The organism is Schlesneria paludicola DSM 18645, assembly GCF_000255655.1.
Lineage (GTDB): Bacteria > Planctomycetota > Planctomycetia > Planctomycetales > Planctomycetaceae > Schlesneria > Schlesneria paludicola.
In genome coordinates this window covers 2670735-2690462 of the sequence record NZ_JH636434.1, presented here as the reverse complement: position 1 = coordinate 2690462, position 19728 = coordinate 2670735, and the positions used below count along the sequence as shown (strand labels likewise).

Annotated in this window: 15 protein-coding genes; 4 read left to right on the top strand and 11 right to left on the bottom strand. The window is 56.4% G+C overall.

All coding sequences use genetic code 11. The features are described 5' to 3' along the window. Positions 1-318 precede the first annotated feature (318 nt). The 4 genes from OSO_RS0113385 to OSO_RS0113365 all read right to left on the bottom strand — a co-directional run bounded on the left by OSO_RS0113385 (position 319) and on the right by OSO_RS0113365 (position 3256). Entirely contained in the window at positions 319-522 is a 204-nt protein-coding gene (locus OSO_RS0113385) for a hypothetical protein (RefSeq protein WP_010583794.1), read from the bottom strand. An 18-nt stretch (positions 523-540) separates the two neighbouring features. Then, positions 541-735: a hypothetical protein gene (locus OSO_RS0113380; RefSeq protein WP_010583793.1), complete on the bottom strand. Its 195-nt coding sequence runs from the start codon at positions 733-735 to the stop codon at positions 541-543. Between the two features lie 109 nt (positions 736-844). After that, positions 845-1663 carry an MBOAT family protein gene (locus OSO_RS0113375; protein WP_010583792.1) on the bottom strand — a complete coding sequence of 273 codons (819 nt, stop codon included), beginning with the start codon at positions 1661-1663 and terminating at the stop codon, positions 845-847. Between the two features lie 351 nt (positions 1664-2014). Then, complete coding sequence (locus tag OSO_RS0113365) at positions 2015-3256, bottom strand: acyltransferase family protein (protein WP_010583790.1); 1242 nt, start codon at positions 3254-3256, stop codon at positions 2015-2017. A gap of 202 nt (positions 3257-3458) precedes the next feature. Between OSO_RS0113365 and OSO_RS0113360 the strand changes: the two genes are divergently transcribed. Both OSO_RS0113360 and OSO_RS50795 read left to right on the top strand, forming a co-directional pair. Continuing rightward, entirely contained in the window at positions 3459-3896 is a 438-nt protein-coding gene (locus OSO_RS0113360; protein ID WP_010583789.1) for a MerR family transcriptional regulator, read from the top strand. A 492-nt stretch (positions 3897-4388) separates the two neighbouring features. Continuing rightward, positions 4389-4778, top strand: coding sequence for a hypothetical protein (locus OSO_RS50795; protein WP_157605176.1), 390 nt, complete (start codon positions 4389-4391; stop codon positions 4776-4778). 246 nt (positions 4779-5024) lie between these two features. Here OSO_RS50795 and OSO_RS47910 read toward each other — a convergent pair whose 3' ends face one another. The 6 genes from OSO_RS47910 to OSO_RS47905 all read right to left on the bottom strand — a co-directional run bounded on the left by OSO_RS47910 (position 5025) and on the right by OSO_RS47905 (position 11795). Next, positions 5025-6521, bottom strand: coding sequence for an SMP-30/gluconolactonase/LRE family protein (locus OSO_RS47910; RefSeq protein WP_010583786.1), 1497 nt, complete (start codon positions 6519-6521; stop codon positions 5025-5027). 276 nt (positions 6522-6797) lie between these two features. Beyond that, positions 6798-7181, bottom strand: coding sequence for a GlsB/YeaQ/YmgE family stress response membrane protein (locus OSO_RS0113340; RefSeq protein WP_010583785.1), 384 nt, complete (start codon positions 7179-7181; stop codon positions 6798-6800). A gap of 191 nt (positions 7182-7372) precedes the next feature. Further along, positions 7373-8761, bottom strand: coding sequence for a (Fe-S)-binding protein (locus tag OSO_RS0113335; protein WP_010583784.1), 1389 nt, complete (start codon positions 8759-8761; stop codon positions 7373-7375). A 222-nt stretch (positions 8762-8983) separates the two neighbouring features. Beyond that, positions 8984-10081 carry a pyridoxal-phosphate dependent enzyme gene (locus OSO_RS0113325; protein ID WP_010583783.1) on the bottom strand — a complete coding sequence of 366 codons (1098 nt, stop codon included), beginning with the start codon at positions 10079-10081 and terminating at the stop codon, positions 8984-8986. After that, positions 10078-11121, bottom strand: coding sequence for a type II secretion system F family protein (locus OSO_RS0113320; RefSeq protein ID WP_010583782.1), 1044 nt, complete (start codon positions 11119-11121; stop codon positions 10078-10080). Before OSO_RS0113320 ends, OSO_RS0113325 begins: the two co-directional genes overlap by 4 nt. A 182-nt stretch (positions 11122-11303) precedes the next feature. Further along, positions 11304-11795, bottom strand: coding sequence for a TFIIB-type zinc ribbon-containing protein (locus tag OSO_RS47905; protein WP_010583781.1), 492 nt, complete (start codon positions 11793-11795; stop codon positions 11304-11306). A gap of 464 nt (positions 11796-12259) precedes the next feature. Here OSO_RS47905 and aroA point away from each other — a divergent pair, with 464 nt between their 5' ends. Then, positions 12260-13543 carry a 3-phosphoshikimate 1-carboxyvinyltransferase gene (aroA, locus tag OSO_RS0113300; protein WP_010583780.1) on the top strand — a complete coding sequence of 428 codons (1284 nt, stop codon included), beginning with the start codon at positions 12260-12262 and terminating at the stop codon, positions 13541-13543. Positions 13544-14313: 770 nt separating this feature from the next. On the opposite strand, the gene OSO_RS0113285 is transcribed toward aroA, so the two are convergent. Continuing rightward, positions 14314-15522: a 2,3-bisphosphoglycerate-independent phosphoglycerate mutase gene (locus OSO_RS0113285; RefSeq protein ID WP_029246968.1), complete on the bottom strand. Its 1209-nt coding sequence runs from the start codon at positions 15520-15522 to the stop codon at positions 14314-14316. Between the two features lie 397 nt (positions 15523-15919). Between OSO_RS0113285 and dnaE the strand changes: the two genes are divergently transcribed. Next, the gene (dnaE, locus tag OSO_RS0113275) at positions 15920-19477 is read left to right on the top strand and encodes a DNA polymerase III subunit alpha (RefSeq protein ID WP_050986147.1); all 3558 of its coding nucleotides are present in this window, start codon (positions 15920-15922) and stop codon (positions 19475-19477) included. The last annotated feature ends 251 nt before the right edge of the window (positions 19478-19728 follow it).

Here is a 19728-nt window from a genome sequence, read left to right as displayed (position 1 = left end):
GGTAGAGGTGCAGGACGACGGACACAAAAGCGTGCGAATCGTCCGTTGAAATCGACGACAGAGACAGTCAGACCATTGCGCTGTTAGACGAACTTGTTGTCTTCTGAGGCGAGATTCTGAACTCAATCAACGCGAAAGAATGGATTTTTTATCCGTTGACCGAGATGTGAATGATGTTTCGAGCAATCAACCGCTTAATGAACTTGTGATCACATCGACCCTTATTGAAGTGTGTCTGAAGGTGAAATTCAATTGACTTATGATTGTGCGGTGACGGATTTTGGATATTCCAGCGCGATTCCAGCGCTCGTCACGCCGTCAAATGGACAGGCGAATCAATGCCCAGGCATAAACCGCCACGAAGGATAGGAAGAGGAGTGTCAGGAAGTGGTATCCCCCATAGAGCCACCAAGTGGTCAAAAAGGGCTTGGCCGCGAGAATTGGCTGAAGTGCCAGGCGGATTCCCCAGAACACAACTCCGTAAATGCAGATTGCGCGAGCCAGCGGACTGGATTGAGCCAACTCGTCAGCGTTCGATATTCAAATGAGTCCGAGGCTGACAATGGAAAGCACGACATAGCCGCCGGAAACCCAGAACAACTGCCGCATTAATGGAGGCAGGCTTGCGAGCGATTGTTTCCAGTCGAGTCGAAGCGGGACCAGGGCGGATGCGAACAGGACGCCGAATTGTCCAATCCCGATCAAGTAGATTGCATTCGACAGCTCAATCTTCATCGGATGATCCTCTTATTTTGCAAGCAAATGATTCCATCGAGTGGGGATGTCTCTCGACGAAGGCGAGTTCATCTCGTTTCTGTTCGAGGCAGAGCCAGTTTGTCGTTTTTCAGCGGCAGGTGAGAAACGGAATAATCACTCGGCTGATGAACGCCGGATGAAACAAGTATCCACTAGGCAAGAGGACGGTCGCTGCGCAAAACAGGCGTCCTCTGACGCCTCGGCCAAGTCCGATCGCTCGCCCAAATGAACTCTTTTCAAACCCAATTCCCAGCCCTTGCAGTACGAAGTAGCAGGTTGGGCCGCCGTACCCATCCTGGGCAGGAACCGAAATCACGAAGTCATGCACCAATCCGCTGGCCAGAAATCCCACCATCAGTGAGAGCCTCGTTCCGATTCGACGAGACAACGGCCGATAGATGAATTGATAGGTCAAATCGCGAAATGCCAAGTTCCATCGTCGTCCCCAGAAATCACTGAGACTCACCGCACAAATCGGCCAGTTCATGATCGCAGTCGCACAGATTCCACAGGATCTCCAGATGCACGACAACAGGTGAAACAAGCCAAAGTGCAGTGACAGAGCAATTCCGATCATCCCAATCCAACCGAGCAAATTGTCATTGAATGTCACCGCTTTGGGGACCGCCCCCAGTAGCATGGCAAGTCCGATGAAAAGCTTCGCGACGGCGAACAGGAACTCGATGGCAGTCGGACGTTGATCCAAGCCGCACGTTTCGACCATAAACGAATTGGAATCCATTCCAGGCCATGCGAACAGAAATGCCGCCTGTCGCCAAACGGGGATGTCTTGCCGGTCAGCGATGCAAAAGACAAGCCCTTTGAGGATGGAATAGATCGCGATTGCCAGCACCCACATGACGGCCCACGGCGGAGCGATTAACGCGATGTGTGGCGACGTATCCACTGGCAGCTCCTTGAACGCTCAAGATTCCGTTGAGTCTTCTTGAGGCAGAAACCGCAAGTGGCGGAAATGATTAACCCGTGCGTTGTCTGGATTCAAAATCTGGGTCGGAAGCCAGGGCCTGGACGAGCGAATCGCTGCAAGGCCCGAAGTTTTGGCAATGCCCTTCAGCCACCCGAAGATTCCGGTATGACAAGACGCAAGCAGGATCAGGAATCGGCCGCGAGCGCATCTAAAAGGACCGCACCGACGTGTCGGCTGATTGGTTTCACGATCCGATATGCATCGATTCGACACGTCGCCGAAGATTTGTCGACGCCGTGACCTGGGTTTGAGATTCACACGTGTGATGCCTCAAACACGCAAGAAAATCTTCCGGCGATACATCCACAACAGAATGAGCCACTCCACGGTGAGAACCGCTGCGCCGAGTAGGAGTGGTTGATAGGCGGCTCCCGCAATCTGGAAGAGTGATTCACCCAGATGGGTCTTGAGAGCGCGTGCGATGAAGTCGTCCCACAGGTGTGAAATCAAGTAGGCTGCGATCGAGTTCATTCCCACGACGACAAAGACGAACGCCCAACTCTGCCACTTTGCGACATCCACCACCGCATACCATGCGGCCAGAATCAAAAAGCACCAGCCGCCGCTAAACAGCACCCAACTGGGGGTCCAGATTTTCTTCACGATTGGGCAAAGTCCCGCCGCGTCCAAGATCAGACCGCTCGCCAGCCCAATCAGCCCCGCGCTGACCAACCAGATCAATTTGAATCTCGTTGAACGGTCACTCACGATGACACCACCGGCCAGAAGCCCCAGGATCATCGTGGCCAGTGTCGGAATGAAATTCAGCGTTGAATAGCCGCCACCGTTGTGCGTAAAAGGGGCCTGTCGGGGGAACAAATTCAGGAACCACGTGTCGAATGCCCAGGCTGGATTCGTATTCAAATTCCAGTGCGCCGCAAATCCACTCAAGTGTGACGGGGAATTGGGGTCTCCCTTAATCTTGGCCCAGTCAAAATCCGCTCCCGGTAGCGGATAGAGCGCGAAGAACAACCAGTATCCAACGAGAATGGAAATCAGGGCCGCCCACTGGGCGCGCCTGGAGCAGAGCGACAACAGATAAAGAAACAGATACCCCAAGCCAATCTGCGAGAGCGTGTCTTCGAACGTCCATCGGGTTTGCGTCGAATGGGTTGAACGCAGAAAAACTCCAAGCAGAATCAGGACCAGGGAACGCCAGGCCGCGTGAGCGGTGCGTTGCCAAAGTGGTTGGCCCGAAAGGGATCGCCGCCTTAGCGACAACGGAAGTGCGACGCCGACCAGAAACGAAAACGACGGCTGAATCATGTCGTGTAACACACATCCGACCCACGTCACGTGTGACTGCTGCTGTGCGAGAAAGGCCCAGAGACGACTTTCGGGAAGCGCTTTCGCGACGTCCCTCAGCCTGAGAACTTCGGCCATCATCAACAGCATCACCCAGCCACGATAGGCGTCAACAGAAACCAGGCGAGATGGCGCCGCGCCGCCTGCGGGAAGCTCGAGCGTCGCCGGTCCTTCGATTTCGGATTTGTTTGGAATGGTCACGATCACCTGATGATGCTGGGCTGGTTAGGACGGAACTCACGCAAACTCTTTCGGAACTGTTCTTAACGCGCTGTTGTCCATCAGGGCAACCGTTCGACGGTGGGAATTGCACCACGGGATGCACCCGGTGACGAATTCACGGCGTTTCCAGAATTTGGCCCTTCTCGGATTTTTACCGTTGACTCCGTAGTATAGTACGGAGCGCATAATGACCCGCGGAGACAACTTGATGATGACGCTCAGTATTGGAGAACTCGCCAAGCGTGGCGGTGTCGGAGTTGAGACGGTTCGGTTTTACGAGCGGCAGGGGTTGCTGGAGGAACCGGAACGCAAAAGTTCAGGATATCGGCAATATGACGCTCAGACAGTTCAGGTCTTGCGTTTTATTCGCCGCGCCAAAGAGCTTGGTTTTACGCTGAAGGAAATCAAAAGCCTGCTGGAAATACGGACGGATGTTTCGACGCCAAGAACAGAAGTCCGACAGCAGGCCCGGAAGAAAGTCGCGGAGATCGACGAAAAAATCGCCGATCTCCAGCGCATGCGTGAAGGACTGCAGTCGCTGATCAACCAATGCCATGGTGATGGTTCGATCGTCGGTTGCCCGATCTTGAATGCCTTACAAGGTAGCGACTCAACGCAAACGTAACATGATGTGGAACTTTCGAACTTTCTTGACTCTGCTGTGCATGTTCGCGATCGCCGTCAATCCGGTGCTGGCGAATGCGACGTCGTGCTGTTGCACGAAGCCTGCTGAGGTCAAACCGAACTGTTGCCACGCGAGAATCGTCAAGCCCTCGGCACGCACTGCGAAATCGAAGACTTGTTGTGCCCAACGATCCGCGAACAAGAATCTTGTGAAACCGCCGTGTTCGTGTTGTGTGAAGGCGGCGCCTCAACCAATTCCGTCGAAAGCAGACGGCCCGCCGACATCGCTCGATCTTGGATGGGCACTTTGGTTGCCCTTTGAGACCATCGTGCGGGGTGGCGATGAACGTCCGTGCGATGCGACCGTACGAGTCGCGCGTCCCTCAGGACCGCCTCTGCTGGCGCTTCTCTGTCAATGGCGAGAATGAGCCGATCGAACATTCCTCGATTCGATCTCGTTTCATTCTCAATGTTTTCAGTTTGGAGTTTAGCCATGAAGAATTTTGTTGTTTCTGCGGCGTTTCTGATTCTTGCCTTGGGCCTGACATTCACCTTCGCGTTCGCCGGTGCGGACAATAGCCCTGCGAAATCCAAGGCGGCCTGCGGATGCGTCGACTGCAAGTGTCCTGACTGCAGCGGAGGCGTCTGTTCGTGCGACACCTGTGAATGCGGAAGCTGTGGCTGCTCGGCGGCAACCGTTTCTGCGGCATCAGTTCCGTCCTACACCGTTTCACTTGCCAAAGGCACTCTCGCCTGCTGTGCTCCCGCTGCGGCGAGTGTCGCTGCACCAAGCAATGCGGGCGCCTGCGAATGCGCCACTTGTGATGCGAATGGTTGCTCGTGCACTGCCTGCGAATGTCCCGTCTGTGCCTGCGGTAGCTAGTGCCACAACGACTCTGTTCTAACAGAGTTGCGAATCGCGCGAGCTGGCTCACGGGCCTGCTCGCAGTGAGTTGATCGAGGCGTCATCTCAGGCTGAAAAGCCTCGAGTTGGCCGCGCAAGATCTGGGGTGAGGACATCATCGGATGCCCTCACCCCTTTTCGAGTTTCCAGACTGTGTCAGTGGCAACGCTTCACGTGCCGAAGGTGGTATGTCCGTTCACCCCGTGCCGACACGTGAAGGTTCTGCTACTTCAGAACGTATTCGGTTTCCTTAGCGGCATCGGCTCCGAATGATTTTCGGAAAGCTTCAGCGCACGCCGTGATCGTCTTTTCCGGACCTGTGAAACGCAGAAAGTAGGCGCCTTCATCTGGAACCAGCAGCACGACGCTCAGCGAACGATATTCGGGCATCGGCGTTTTTTTTCCACCGGCAAACGGGCCGCCGCTCGATTGCAGATAGGTGCCGCTGATATCACTTAATGTGTACTTTCCTTGCGGGCAATCGCCGGTTGTCAGCTTGATCTTCCGACCTTCGCTCGTAAATTGGTCATTCCACCGTTTTAGGTTTTGATCGACACCACCGCCGTCACCGCCAAATGACGAAACCACTAGCTCTGCCGTGGGTTTGTCTCCGTCGGCTGCGGGTGGCTTGTACTGGGCCAGCCGCAGATTGTTAGAGGGCTTTTCTGGTTTCCAGTTCGCGGGAATCAACAGCTTGATACCTTTGATTTCCACTTCCTTGGCGTCGTCGCCGGCGTTTTTGTCTTGCGTCAGATGCATCGCACCTCGGAACGACTGGCGGCGACTGACTTGTGGGGCCGGGCTGGGGCCTCGTTCAGCGAGTGGCGCTCCCGCGACCTTCATGGGCAGGGAGTACAGGCTTGTACGGGCCGTGATATACAGCGTCTTGCCATCCGCACCGCCGAATGTGCAGTTTGCCGGATGTTCCGGTACGTCAATGCGCCCGATCAGTTCACCTGCAGGGCTCAAAACGACGATGCCGTTGTACGTCGTATAAATATTACCGTGCTGATCGAGACACATCCCATCAGGGCCGCCGCCATCCTTGGTGGCATCGCCGGTAAAGATGATCTTGCCCGCGCTCAGTTTCCCAGGGGCGGTGATTTGATATTGCCAGAGCTGACGTTCGTTGGGTTCGGCGACGTAAAGGGACTTGCCGTCGATCGAGACGAGAATCCCATTGGGCCGCTTCAGGGAATCGATGACGCGTGTGGTCTTGCCGGACGCGTCGACATAGTAAACGCCCATACAGGACTGATCGATCTTCATGTCCGCCCCGTACCGAGGATCGGTGAAGTACAATCCACCTTTTCCGTCAAGTGCCAGGTCATTCGGACTGTTGAGCGGTTGGCCGTCGAAACGATCCGCGAGGGCTTCAATCTTGCCATCTTGGATGGCGATCTTGACCACGCGTCGTGATCCACCCTGGCAGGCATAAAGGTGCCCGGCGGCGTCGAAGACCAGCCCATTGGCTTTACCCGAGGGACTCAGAAATTCGCTGGTCGAACCATCGGCGTCGAGCCTTACGATGCGCGAATTGGGAATGTCGCTGAACAGCAGAAAGCCCTTGGGGCTGAATGCGGGACCTTCGGTAAATTTGCAGTCGCCAACCACCTTTGTCGGTGTTGATCCAACGGTGGTCAGGTCATTGAGGTCCGCCGCCGACAGGGGCAATACGGTTCCGGCCAGAACGATCAGTGCCGTCCATTTCCAATCGATCATAGAGTTTCCTTTAGCGGTACAGTCGCGAGGTAACGCCATGAACGGTTCATCCATCAGTCTGACAAAAACAGCCGTTCACGAGCTTCCCGACAGTATGCCGTTCCCCACTTGCGGACGCCACGGCTAGGAGATTCTTGTCACGAGATCCGATGGCATGATTGGACCGTCGACAAATCGTCAACGAACAAGGGTCGAGCGACTTTTAAAAGTCGTTCGACCCTGCTGTTGGACGTCGAGTTGCGATTGCGGGTTACGCCGGAGTTACGAAACCGTTCATCAAGCGGCACGACGCCGTCTGCGATAGTACGTCGTCACAGCAGTACCAGGCCTGCCGTTGATTTGTCCATCGACGGGTTCCGCGATGTACGAATTCGACAGCAGCCGGAAGAAGAACAGCAGGACGAACGCGCCCGATGTTCCCGCGAGAAAGCCGAGTGGACTGATCGGAGTAATCTTAAAGCTGGTGTCAATCAGCAACAACATGCTGCAGCCGATCAAGCTGCCCACCACACCCATCAATGTCGTTCCAATGGCACCGCCTGGATCGCGCCCCGGCATCAATGCTTTGGCTGCCAAGCCAACGAGAGTTCCGAATCCAATCCACATCAACACTTCGTGTGCGATGTAATCGATCATCTGCATGATGTTCTGATCTGGCATTTTGAGGGCTCACTTCCTGATCCGAATTCCGTTTCGGAAACCACGAATGGCTTCACGCACAATTGACTTCGGAATTCATCGGCCAGGAACGAACGGCACTCCGCTTACAATCGCTTTACGCGGTATTGTCGCAGTCAGGTTCGCTAAACTGCCAAGACCACCCAGCATTCAAGCAAACGCCAATATACTCGTCAGCTTTTCACTGGCGCTTGAGCATGCCAGTCTTGCCCGGAATAGCTCAAATCGAGGATTTCCATGGGGTGCGCAACCCAAATCAGGCTTTCAGCTTTTCGCAGCGCGGCCTGAATCTGGAGCGAGCATCCGGCGTTGCCCATAATGACCGTTTCAGCCCCTGTCGCGAGAATATTTTTGAGCTTCCGGTCGGCCAGACGGTCGGCCATCTCACCTTCGGTCAAGTTATAGCTGCCCGCCGCCCCGCAGCAGATTTCTGATTCGGCCAGCGGCACAAGTTCCAGGCCGGGAACGAGTGCCAACAGATCGCGGGGTTGTTCGCGAATCTTCTGAGCGTGGCACAAATGGCAAGCGTCGTGATACGTCGCCTTCATTCGGACTTCGCCTTTCGGGGCGATCGGGCCGAGTGCCGCCAGAAACTCCGAGATGTCTTTGATCTTTCCGGCAAATTTTTCGAGCAGCGGAACCGTGTGCGGATCGTTCGAGGGAACTTCGTCGGCGAGGTGCCCATAGTCCTTGAGCATCGATCCGCAGCCCGCGACATTGACGATCACGGCATCGAGATCCTCGGCACCGAAGGCGTTGGCATTCTGTCGTGCCAGATCGAGTGCGGGTTGACCGGCACCACTGTGGTAGTGGATTGCTCCGCAACAGGCCTGCGTCCGTGGAATCACCACGTCGCAGCCGTTGGCCTGTAATACACGGGCCGTTGCCCAGTTCACGTGATGGAACATCGCTTCGGCAACGCACCCCGTGAATAGCGCGACACGCGCACGTCGTGGGCCGATTGCCGGGAGGAATTCTGGCAGTCGCCGTTCGCGACGTTTGAGCGGTGGCAACAGGCGTTGCATCCGCTGCAGCCGTTCCGGCAAGAGTTTCGTCAACCCGATCCGTTCCGCCAGCTTGTCCAGCTTCAGAACCTGCATGATCTTCGCGGGGGCCAGTGCCCAGCGCAGACGGCCAGGATAGGGGAACAGGCCATACAGGATCCATTGCTGGAACCAGTCGTACGACCCGCCCGACTTCGAAAGTTTGGCGGCCCGCTGCTGCATTTCGACCCGGAACGGCTCAATCAAGCGGCCGTACTGAACGCCCGACGGACAAGCGGTCTCGCAACTGCGGCAATCAAGACACAGATCGAGATGCTCTTTCACGTTGTGCGTCAGCTCAAGCCGTCCGTCCGTCACGGCGCGCATCAGGTAAATGCGTCCACGTGGACTGTCGTTCTCGTTACCCGTTTCCAAGTAGGTTGGGCACGAGGCCGTACAGAGCCCGCAATGGACGCAGTCGAGAAATCGCTCGTAGTTGATTCCACTACCCACACGAGGGAGCAGATCGGTCGACGACGGATTGGATGGTGGGACAGCCGAAGCGGTGGTATCAGACATACTGGACGTAATTCCAGGGCAACTCGAAACTGACGGATTCACAACGAACATTTCGCCGCGGATGAAAATCGTAGCGACAGGTTCCGCAGTGCGGAGCCCGCCATCGCAATCAAAGGATCTGGCAGACCAGTTTCCGTGATTTCCACAAGCGGCAAACGAACGCTACGAGAATCATAACATGGACGCCGCGAATTCGCAGGGGATCGTCCGATTCGGCGGGGCTTACTTGTGATCCGCGACGCGTTGTTCCAGTTCCGCCAGTTCGATTGTGGGACAACTGGCGTGTCGCGTCATCGCTTCCAGTGAACTGGGATCTTTGAATCCGGAACCGCTGATGACACACACAATGTTCGCGTGGGGATCAATTAATCCCTGACGTGCCGCCTGCAAGACGCCGGCCACGGCGGTCGAGCCCGCGGGTTCGGAAAAGAGTCCCTCTTCCAGTGCCAGGCGAGACTGGGCTTCGAAGATCGATTCATCGGAAACCACATGTCCGGTGCCACCGCCCAACCGACATGCGGCAATGACCTCGTTTCCGTCGATGATTTGCGGGACCTGAAGGCCACTAATTCGGGTGGTGCATTCGACTGTCTGGCAAACGTTCAGTCCCGATTTCAGCGGTCCGGCGATGGTGTTGTTTCCGGCCGGCTGGACACATTCCACTTTAGGGCGTCGAGAGATCTGTCCCGTTGAAAGCAGTTGCTCAAACCCGCGTGCGATCGCCAAGACGAACCCGCCACCGCCCGCCATGCAGAACACGTGATCGATCGGATCGGTGATCTGTTCCACCAGTTCGTGTGAAATACTGTACACACCGCTCATCCCGATCGGGCTATAGGCGAATGCGCTGATCTGCATCTGCGCCTGCGGCCGACCGCTGAGCAGTTTGAGGCATTCGATGACGCGATCGGACGTGCGGCTGTCGACCCCGAATCCGCGAACCCGATAGAGCTTGGCTCCGTACGCCAGCATCTGTCGCAACTTGCCTTCAGGGGCTTTCTCGACGATTGCGATTTCGCATGTGATACCTGCGACCGCACAGTACGCGGCGAGTGCCGCGCCGGTGTTGCCGCTGGAGGTTGCGATGCATTCGGTTTTGCCGTTAGCGACCATGTCCGAGATCGCCGCACAGGCAAATCGATCTTTGTACGACCCGGTGGGATTGGTGAACTCAAGTTTGAAGTAAAGGTTCTTCAGCCCGACGCTGGGGCCGATTCGGCGCGAGCGAACAAGAGGTGTTCCACCTTCGCCGAGCGAGACACGTGCCGATTCGGGAATCGGGTCAATCCATTTCGCAAACCGCCACAATCCCTGGTTCATTCCTGCGCCAACCCCTCATAAAGCTCACGAAGCGGAATGACAAACGCCAATCCGTAAGCCAGTCCGATGGTTCCAGTGAAGCAGATTGTGATCAGCACGGGAAGCCACACTTTCACGATTGCAGCTCGCCGCAGGGAACGCCGACGATAAGTCTCGCCGAGTGATCGCAGTGTCTGGGCAAAGCTGCCCTGTTTTTCGCCAGTTGCGAGCATCCAGCGAATCAACGGCGGCAATGATGTCGCGGCGTCGAGTGCCTGTTTCAGTGGTACGCCGTTTGTAAGCTGTTCACTGACTTGGCGGGCTTCGCGTTGCCAGCGTGCGTCATCGACCGAGTCGGCTGCCAGCACGAATGCACGTGGCAGTGCCGTTTGGTGCTCGATCTGCAGCGCCAAAAGTTCCGTAAATTGGGCCCAGGTCAGGCTTCGTCCCACGATCCAACGGCAGGAGAGCAACCAGTTCCACAATCCGCGCGTCAGTCCGTTCCTTAACAAGACGATGATTACCACCAGGGCAAATACGGTGCATGGAATCACCATCGTAAAATACCGCTGATGTTCGTACAGCGGTTGCAGCAGACGGAGAACACCCCGCGCCGGTATCAAGTCGCCGCTCTTCAGCAGCATGGGGATCATCCAGGTGATGAATCCACAGAACAACCCGTACACGACACACAGGCAAATCAGAGGGTAGATGGATGCGGTGATCACGGCGCGACGTGTTTCCTGAATCATCTGGCCCGACTCTGCGAGCGATTCCAGAGCTTCAGGCAGTCGCCCGGATGCGAGTCCTGCCTCGATCACGGCCGTGTAGATGGGCGAGACGGCCGGTCCTTCTTGTGCGACGGCATCCGACAACCCCATGCCATCCGTCAACCGCTGAGACAGCCGCCCCGACAGGCGCGTCAACCGGCTGTCGGTATCGGAAGAACTTCTCAGCCCAATCTCTAAAGGCACGCCGGCCCTGACGAGTGCGGCAATCTCGTAGTTGAGTGCAATCAATTCATCCAACGTCGGCGAAGGCCGCGATCCCGACAGATTCATGAATCGTCCATTCCGATCGACTGGCAAGTGTTCAAAGTGGTCGCGGCGAGCATACCATGAAGACGGAATGTCGTGCTACGCCGCCATGTCAGCTTGTGGTCGGACGATGATTGGGACCGACTGAATGAAGTCGTTGGGTGAATCTGCAAGAATATTCTGGGGACATGCACCCTGAAAACCGTCTACTGGCGTCGGCCGGGTGTGCGTTCGATGTTGGTCAGTTCGAGCGTGTCCAACCAGACGAGATGGCAGCGGTGGCAGGAATCAATGACGGCGCGGCCGGGGCCGTAGTGGGGGTGGACTTCCATCTGCTGATCGCACTTCGGGCAATCGATGACCTGCTTCAAGGCTTCTGGATCGATGAGTTGCGGGACGATCTCGGGGCCGCGATAGGCGACCCGGCGGCTCCAGGAAACCTGGGCAAAGACCGGGGCGTCGATCAGGATGCCACGGCAGTCCGGGCAATGATTCACGCTTCGGCCATCAATGGCCGCGTCGACCAATTCAACGTCGCAACGCGGACAGTCGATTCCGCTGGGTGTGTCGAGTGACACGACGCGGTCCAGGTCATCGCTGGGGGCGTTCAAGCGTCGAGTCGAACGGCAATAGTCGCATGTCAGGACGGTACGACTTTCGGCCAACTCCATCGGAGCGCCGCAATTCAGACAATTCATGGTTTCTTCGCCTCGGCCGCTAACAGGAGCGGCTTTTTCAAACGTGAGTCACCGTTCACAGTCCGAAGAGAGGGGGACAGGCTCCTTCGCATTGACGATGTCATGGCGTTTCTTAAGCGGGTCGGAGCCAGTCCCCGTTACTTCAACAGACTGCTACGGTAGGCTTTCCCTTTACTGCGGGAAAATGAGCCAGTTCCCGGTCTGCAATCGGTTTCAAACGTGAATGCCGTTCCATCTCTGCTTTCAGTGTAGCTCAACATTTTTCGGTCGAAGGCCCGATTCATGCCGAACTTCAGGTCGATCGGGGATGTCCAGCCCTTGCGAACCGCATCAAAAGTGCGAGCAATCTGGAAATTGCTGGCTGTGACCGATACCGTGCGGATCTCGACGGTCTGTCCGTAACAACTGTTAAACTCGGCACCGGCGTGATTGTGAACTTTTCACTTGCTGGATCTGGCTACGAAATGACTGCTTTTCGCGAAATTCTACCTGTCAGTCGACCCGTCAACGGATCGATCCGGCCCCCTGGTTCGAAAAGTCTGACCAATCGGGCGCTCGTCGTTGCGGGATTGGCTCAGGGAGAATCGACGCTGACCGGGGTGCTCGACAGTCGAGACACGCAGGTCATGATCGACAGTTTGCGAAAACTCGGTCTGGCCGTTGATCAGTCCACGGCGGACTGCACCGTTCTGATCACCGGCTGTCATGGCCGCCCCCCCGCGTCTGCAGCCGATCTCTGGCTGGAAAATAGCGGGACGAGTATCCGCTTCCTGACCGCACTTTGTGCCTTGGGGCAGGGGCGTTTTCGGCTCGACGGTAATCGACGAATGCGGGAACGGCCGATTGGCGATTTGATCGATTCGCTGCGACAGTTCGGGATCGTCGTGGAATGCGAACTGGGCAACGATTGCCCACCCGTCGTTTTGAACGGCAATGGGCTGTCTGGTGGTACGACGACGATTAATGCCAATGTTTCGAGCCAGTTTCTGAGTGCCGTGCTGATGGCCGCCCCCTGTGCGAGCAGCCCCGTCACGATTCGTCTGGCCGGGGAAATGGTCTCTGAACCGTACATCGATATGACGATCGGAGTCATGTCGGACTTTGGAGTCACGGTGGATCGCAGCGAACGTGGCACTTTCAAGATTGCCCCTCAGACCTATCGAGCGACGCACTACGATATTGAACCTGACGCGTCTGCAGCGAGTTACTTTTTTGGACTGGCGGCGGTCACGGGTGGCAAGGTCACGGTCAACGGCTTGAATGCCAAGGCGCTGCAAGGCGACGTGCATTTTGTTAAGGCCCTCGAACAGATGGGTTGTCGCGTCGATTGGAACGCGGACAGCGTGACCGTCACGGGCGGAACGCTGCAGGGAATTGATGTCGATATGAACGCGATCAGCGACACGGCACAGACGCTGGCGTGCGTGGCTCCGTTTGCCAGCGGCCCCACGCGGATCCGTAACGTCGCTCACATGCGCCTGAAAGAGACCGATCGTGTGACGGCTGTCGTCAACGAACTGCGCGGGCTTGGCCTGCAGGTCGAAGAGCATGAGGATGGAATGACAATCCATCCCGGCACGCTGCATGGTGGTACCGTGGCGACCTACGACGATCACCGGATGGCGATGAGTTTTTCACTGATCGGACTTCGCGTTCCCGGCGTGAAGATCGCCGATCCCGAATGCACGTCGAAGACGTACCCCCAGTACTTTGACGACCTGGACCGTCTGTGTGCGAGTTCTCGCTAAGCGAACTTGCCGCACAGGTCGCCCCTCAATCAGGAACAAACGAACGAATTCCACCCTGCTGCATCAAGGGGAATTCGCGCTGGAACCGCGTTCAAAGTGGCTTTTTTTTCGGATTGTCAAATAGCGAAAACACTCAAAAATTTTTTTTGATCATCTTGGTCTTCATGATCGCTATGTTTGTGAAAGGTGTGTTGGGCATAGACTTAAGTGTGCTCATCCAATGTCCTGTGTGTTGATCGCCTTGAGCACTTTGATCGCCTTGACCGAGGTCCTTCTTTGGATCGCTCGTCGAAGTGCCTGATTTCCATTTTAAGTCTGATCGGATCGTCAGTGGGGGCAGAGCGAGCGAGGCACGCGCTGGTTGATCCCACATTGATTTTGTTCGCGGTGATCATGGGCATTTGAAAGCTCCTGACAAAGTGCCACTTCCACGGAGTCCGAGTTTCCAACAGATCCCGCGGTCAGATGTCTGCATTGAAGAGGGCCGCGGCTCGTGAATGTTCCTCGTGGAGTGAACACCGATTGATCTTACGATCCGTATCGATTGTGTCAGGATCAATTTGGTCCAATGTTCCAATCGTTTGGAAGATTGGTTCGCGGGGGCCGCGATTGAAAGGCCTTGAGGTGTTCGCCATCCCGTTGGACGCGTTCCATTAACGGGCGTCGTCTTGACGTCGTGAGAAAGCGGGGATCGATCTTCACGACTCAAAAAAAGAAAACCTCCCGATGGATCGAGAGGTTTCTTGGAGGGAATCGGTGTTTCACACCGTTTATGCGCCGAACTTTTCCAGACGGCCAGCGTGTGCCATCGCCTGCAGCATCAGGTACTTGGCTTCGAACTGGCCAAGTCCGCCACGCAGACATTGGGATTCGCCGAACTTGGTCGAACCGTCAAAGCGACAATTGTTTGCTGACAGCAGGACGGGAACGGGGTGCCAGCTATGTGACTTCATCTTGCTGGGTGTACTGTGATCACCGGTGACGACGATGACGTCGGGGTTCAACTTCGTGACGCGAGGGATCGCGGCGTCCAATTCTTCTGTGCGCTGGACTTTGAGTGCAAAGTTACCGTCTTCGCCGGACGAATCGGTGTACTTCCAGTGAATGAAGAAGAAGTCGTAGTCATTCCAGGCCGCTTCGAGGCGATTCATCTGGTCGTCGATGGTGTGTCCAGCGTCCAGAATGTCCATTCCGACCAGTCGTGCCAGGCCGCGGTACATCGGATAAACGGCGATCGCCCCGGCGCGCATGCCATAGACGTCTTTGAACGCGGGGATCGCGGGCATCTTGTCGATACCGCGGAGCGTCAGGAAGTTGGCCGGAGCATCGTTCTTCAGGACTTCTTTCGCCTGTCGGAGAAACTCTTTGGCAACCTGAGCCGTCTTCGCACTTCCGGCGGAGCGGGCGGTTGGTTCCAGTGCGGGTACGCCCGTCTTTTGCGGATCGGTATCGGCGACATCGCCGCCCAGGCCTTCACCGCGGAAGATCAGTACCGTGCGATACCCTTCCCCAGCCCGCACGAACACTTCGACGCCCGGAACCTTGATCTGATTCAGCTTCTCGCTCAGTTTGCTGCCGACTTCGGTCGGGATGCGACCGGCGCGTCTGTCGGTGATGTTGCCTGCCGCGTCGATGGTGCAGAAGTTGCCGCGGATCGCCACGTCGTTGGGACCCAGTTCGAAATCGATCCCCAACGCTTCGAGCACGCCGCGGCCGATCTGATACTTCGCAGGGTCGTAGCCGAACAGTCCGAGGTGTCCCGGGCCGCTACCGGGGGCAATCCCGGGCAGGACGGGGGTGCTGAGTCCCAACGTTCCGCGCTGGGCGAGTGCGTCGAGGTTCGGCGTCTTGGCCGTTTCCAGTTCCGTTTTCCCACCCGGTTCCAGCGGCAAGCCACCCAAGCCGTCTCCCACGACGAGGACGATTTTTGATCCATTGTCTTTTTGCAGTTTTCGGGTGAAATCGTGTGGATCGGTCATGAAAAAACGTTCACTTTCAGAAAAACGGACGTCGATTCGACGAGTGATCGCAACGGATGCGATCGATGAATCGGTGAACACGAATTGTTGATCAGACCGCGAATGCATGCAAGTGACTGACGTCGTCGAAGTGGCCCTGGCGTACGGTTCCCGCTGGCTGACAAAACAGTCATCTTCGATCAGTCGACACGTGGAATATGGTCGTGAATTTCTTCGGATGGGGGAAAGCCTGACGGCCATGAGGTTAACGCCAAGCGGGGCGAACCGCGTCGGCTGGGGATCGACCTGAACCGCGGGAACGTTGATTGAGAGTTCAGTTGGCCGCGATACAATCACGCCCGGCTCGCTGACCCGCGAGCGTCTCTTGTCGATTGCCGCGATGTGGAAGGATGCCGAGATGTCTGATGCTGCCCTGGATTCCGCGTCGTCGGGGGCTGCTCGCCCGTTTGTGCACCTGCACTGTCACACGCATTACAGCCTGCTGGATGGAGCGAACCGCGTCGATCAAGTCGTGAAAAAGGTGAAAGGCGCGGGCATGAATGCGCTCGCCATCACCGACCACGGCAATCTGTATGGGGCGCTCGAGTTCTACAACGAATGCCGCGGCGCGTCGATCAATCCCGTTCTCGGGCTTGAGGCGTACATCGCGCCCGGTTCCCGATTCGATAAATCCGGTGCGTCGCGGGTGAAAGATGCCTGCTATCACCTGACGCTGCTGGCGATGAATCGCGTTGGATTTCAGAACCTGGTGAAATTGTCGTCCGCGGCGTATCTCGAAGGGTTCTACCATCGTCCGCGAATCGACAAGGAATTGCTCGAAGCGCACAACGAGGGATTGATCCTGCTGTCGGGTTGTGCCGCGGGCGAGTTGTCTCAGTTGTTGCTCGGAGGACGTGATCAGGAAGCCGAAAAGCTGACCGCCTGGTATTCCAAAGTGTTCGGCGACCGGCTGTACATGGAAATCCAGAACGCCGGATTCGACATTCAAAAGCAGTGCATGGATATGACGGTCGACCTGGCGAACCGCATGGGTTTGCCACTGGTCGCGACCAACGACGCGCACTATTTGAATCAGTCCGACGCGGCGATGCACGACGTGCTGCTGTGTGTGAATACGAAGGTCGAACGGTCTGACATCAACCGGATGAAGATGGATACGGACCAGTTGTTCGTCCGTAGTCCGGAAGAGATGTATGACGCGTTTCCCGGTTTTGAAGACGCCGTGCAGCGTTCGCAGGAAATCGCGAATCGCGTCGATATCGATCTCGATTTGAAATCCCGACACTATCCGGTCTTCCAGCCCCCGGCCGGCAAACGCGATATCGATTATCTGCGTGACCTGTGTTTCGAGGGGATGGTGTTTCGCTATGGCGAAGAGGGAATTACGGACGCCCATCGCGAGCGCATGAACTTCGAATTGTCCGTCATCGAAAAGATGGGCTATGCCAGTTACTTCCTGATTGTGTGGGATTTCGTTCGCTTCGCGGTGGAACAGGGGATTCCGTGCAGTGCGAGAGGTTCGGCTTGCGGTGCTCTCGTCGCGTATGTGCTGCGGCTGAGTCACGTCTGCCCGCTCGAATACGATTTGCTGTTCGAACGATTCCTTGATCCCAGTCGAACCGAACCGCCCGATATCGATATCGACTTCTGTCGCGACCGTCGGCAGGCGGTCATCGACTACACGAAACAGAAATACGGTTCGTCGAACGTTTCGCAGATCGGTACGTTCGGAACCTTGAAGGCCAAAGCCGCGATCCGTGACGTGGCGCGCGTGTTGTCGGTTCCGCCCAAAGACGTCGACGTCATTGCAAAGATGGTGCCCGAGACGCTGAACATCACCCTGGATGAAGCGATCAAGGAAAGCGCGGAACTGCAGGATCTGTATAACCGCGATCCGAAGATTCGCGAGGTGTTGGATCTGGCCAAGCAGATCGAAGGCCTTGCACGCAGTGCTGGAACGCATGCCGCCGGTGTCGTGGTCTCGGACAGGCCGATCTCGGAATATATTCCCCTGCAGACGATTTCGGGTAAGACCGACATTATCACGCAGTGGGAAGGTCCGACGGTCGAAAAGGCCGGTCTGCTGAAGATGGACTTTTTGGGTCTGCGTAACCTGACGATTCTCGACAAGGCCGTGAAGAACGTCAAAAAGCATCGCGGCGTCGACATCGACCCGGTTAAACTGCCGCTCGACGACAAGCCGACGTTCGCCCTGCTGCAACGCGGCGAAACCAAGGGGATTTTTCAGCTTGAGTCCGGCGGGATGCGTGACTTGCTGACCAAGATGAAGCCGGACAAATTTGCCGACATCATCGCGACCTCTGCCTTGTATCGTCCCGGTCCGCTGGAAGGCGGGATGGTGATGACCTATGTCGACGTGAAACACGGTCGACTGCCGCTGCCACGATTGCATCCAATCATCGATGGGGTTCTGGACGAAACCTATGGTGTGATGGTGTATCAGGAACAGGTCATGCGGATCCTGAATCGGCTGGGGGGTATCGAGTTGCCTCAGTCGTATCAGTGTATTAAGGCGATCAGCAAGAAGAAGCTGGAAACGATCGCCAAATATCGTGAGCAATTCCTGAAGGGGGCCGTTCAGAACAACCTCCCTGAAGAAAAAGCGATCGAGCTGTTCGGCATGATCGAAAAGTTCGCAGGCTACGGCTTCAACAAGAGCCATAGTACGGCCTACGGTGCGGTGGCGTACCAGACGGCCTATTTGAAAGCCCACTATCCCCAGGAGTTCATGGCAGCCTTGCTATCGTGCGAACTGGGCGAAACGGAAAAGCTGGTCGAACACGTCGACGATTGCCGCCGCATGGGGATCGCGATCCTGCCGCCGGATATCAATGTCGGTGATGTCGAATTCTCGGTGCTGGGTGACAAGCTGACATTCGGCCTGGGGGCGATCAAAGGTGTTGGTGAAGCCGCGATTGGCGCGATCATCGCGGAACGCGACAAGAATGGACCGTTCAAAGACTTGTTCGCGATCTCCGAACGCTGTGACCCCAAGCATGTCACCAAAGGCGTGCTGGAACTGCTGGTGAAAGCCGGCGCGTGTGACAGTCTGGGTGGCCGGCGGGCACAACAGTTCGCGGTGATCGAACGCGCGGTGCAGGGCGCGGCGGCGATTCAGCGGGACAAACAGCGGGGGCAAAAGAATCTGTTCGGAGGGGACGAAGAAGAAGCTCCCGCCGCGAACAGCCCCGACACCAGTGCGTCGATGATGCCGGACATGCCGGAATGGAACAAACGCGAGATGCTGGCCTTCGAGAAAGAAGCCTTGGGTTTCTTTTTGACGTCACATCCGTTGTCTGAGATGTCCGCCACCATCAAGCAGTTCTCGACGCACGAAGCCAAGCAGCTTGTCGATGTCGCGGACACGGAAACCGTCGTGCTGGGCGGCATGGTTTCGGCGATCAAAAAGGCCCAGACGAAGAAGCCCAGCCGAAATGGCCATCAGAAATATGTGAACTTCGACTTTGAAGATCCGTCGGGCGTGGTGCGCTGCATCATGTGGCCTGAAGAATTTGCCCGATTGGGCGAAAAAGTGGAAATGGAACAGGTCCGATTCGTTCGCGGCAAAGTCGACAAACGCAATCGTGAACCGAACGTGATCATCGACGCGATGTGGACCCTGGAAGAAGTCGAGAAAGAGTTCACGCATCAGGTCTTGATCAAGTTCCAAAAAGGTCTGCACGACATTCGCGTGATTGAACGTGTCCGCGACATTTTGCTCAAGACGCCCGGCAAGGCCGAGGTTGTGCTCGTCGTTGACATCGCCAGTTCCGAGAAACGCACACGCTATATCTCGATGAAGCCTTTGGAGCAAAAGATCGCCGTGAATCGCGATATGCGCCGCGAACTGACGGAAACGGTCGGCGAAGACAACATCAAGTTCGTCGCCGATTTGAAGAAGAAAGCGGCCGCGGGGCAAAGCGTCGGGCGTTAGGTTTCCGTAACGACGTCCACAGGAATTGTCGGCCCTGCAGGTCACGGTGTGAATGATTCGTTTCTTGGTTTTTGTGTGGTACCGGTTGTGCCAGTCTCAGTCGATGCAGGAACAAGGAACATCGTTGGTTGGGAATCGAACGGCAATCGTCTTTCAGGACAATCCCTTGTGAAAGGTCTCTCGACAACCTTCATTGTCCTGCTACGGATTAATGCTGATCGAGCACTGGCACAGCCAGTGGCAAATAAAAA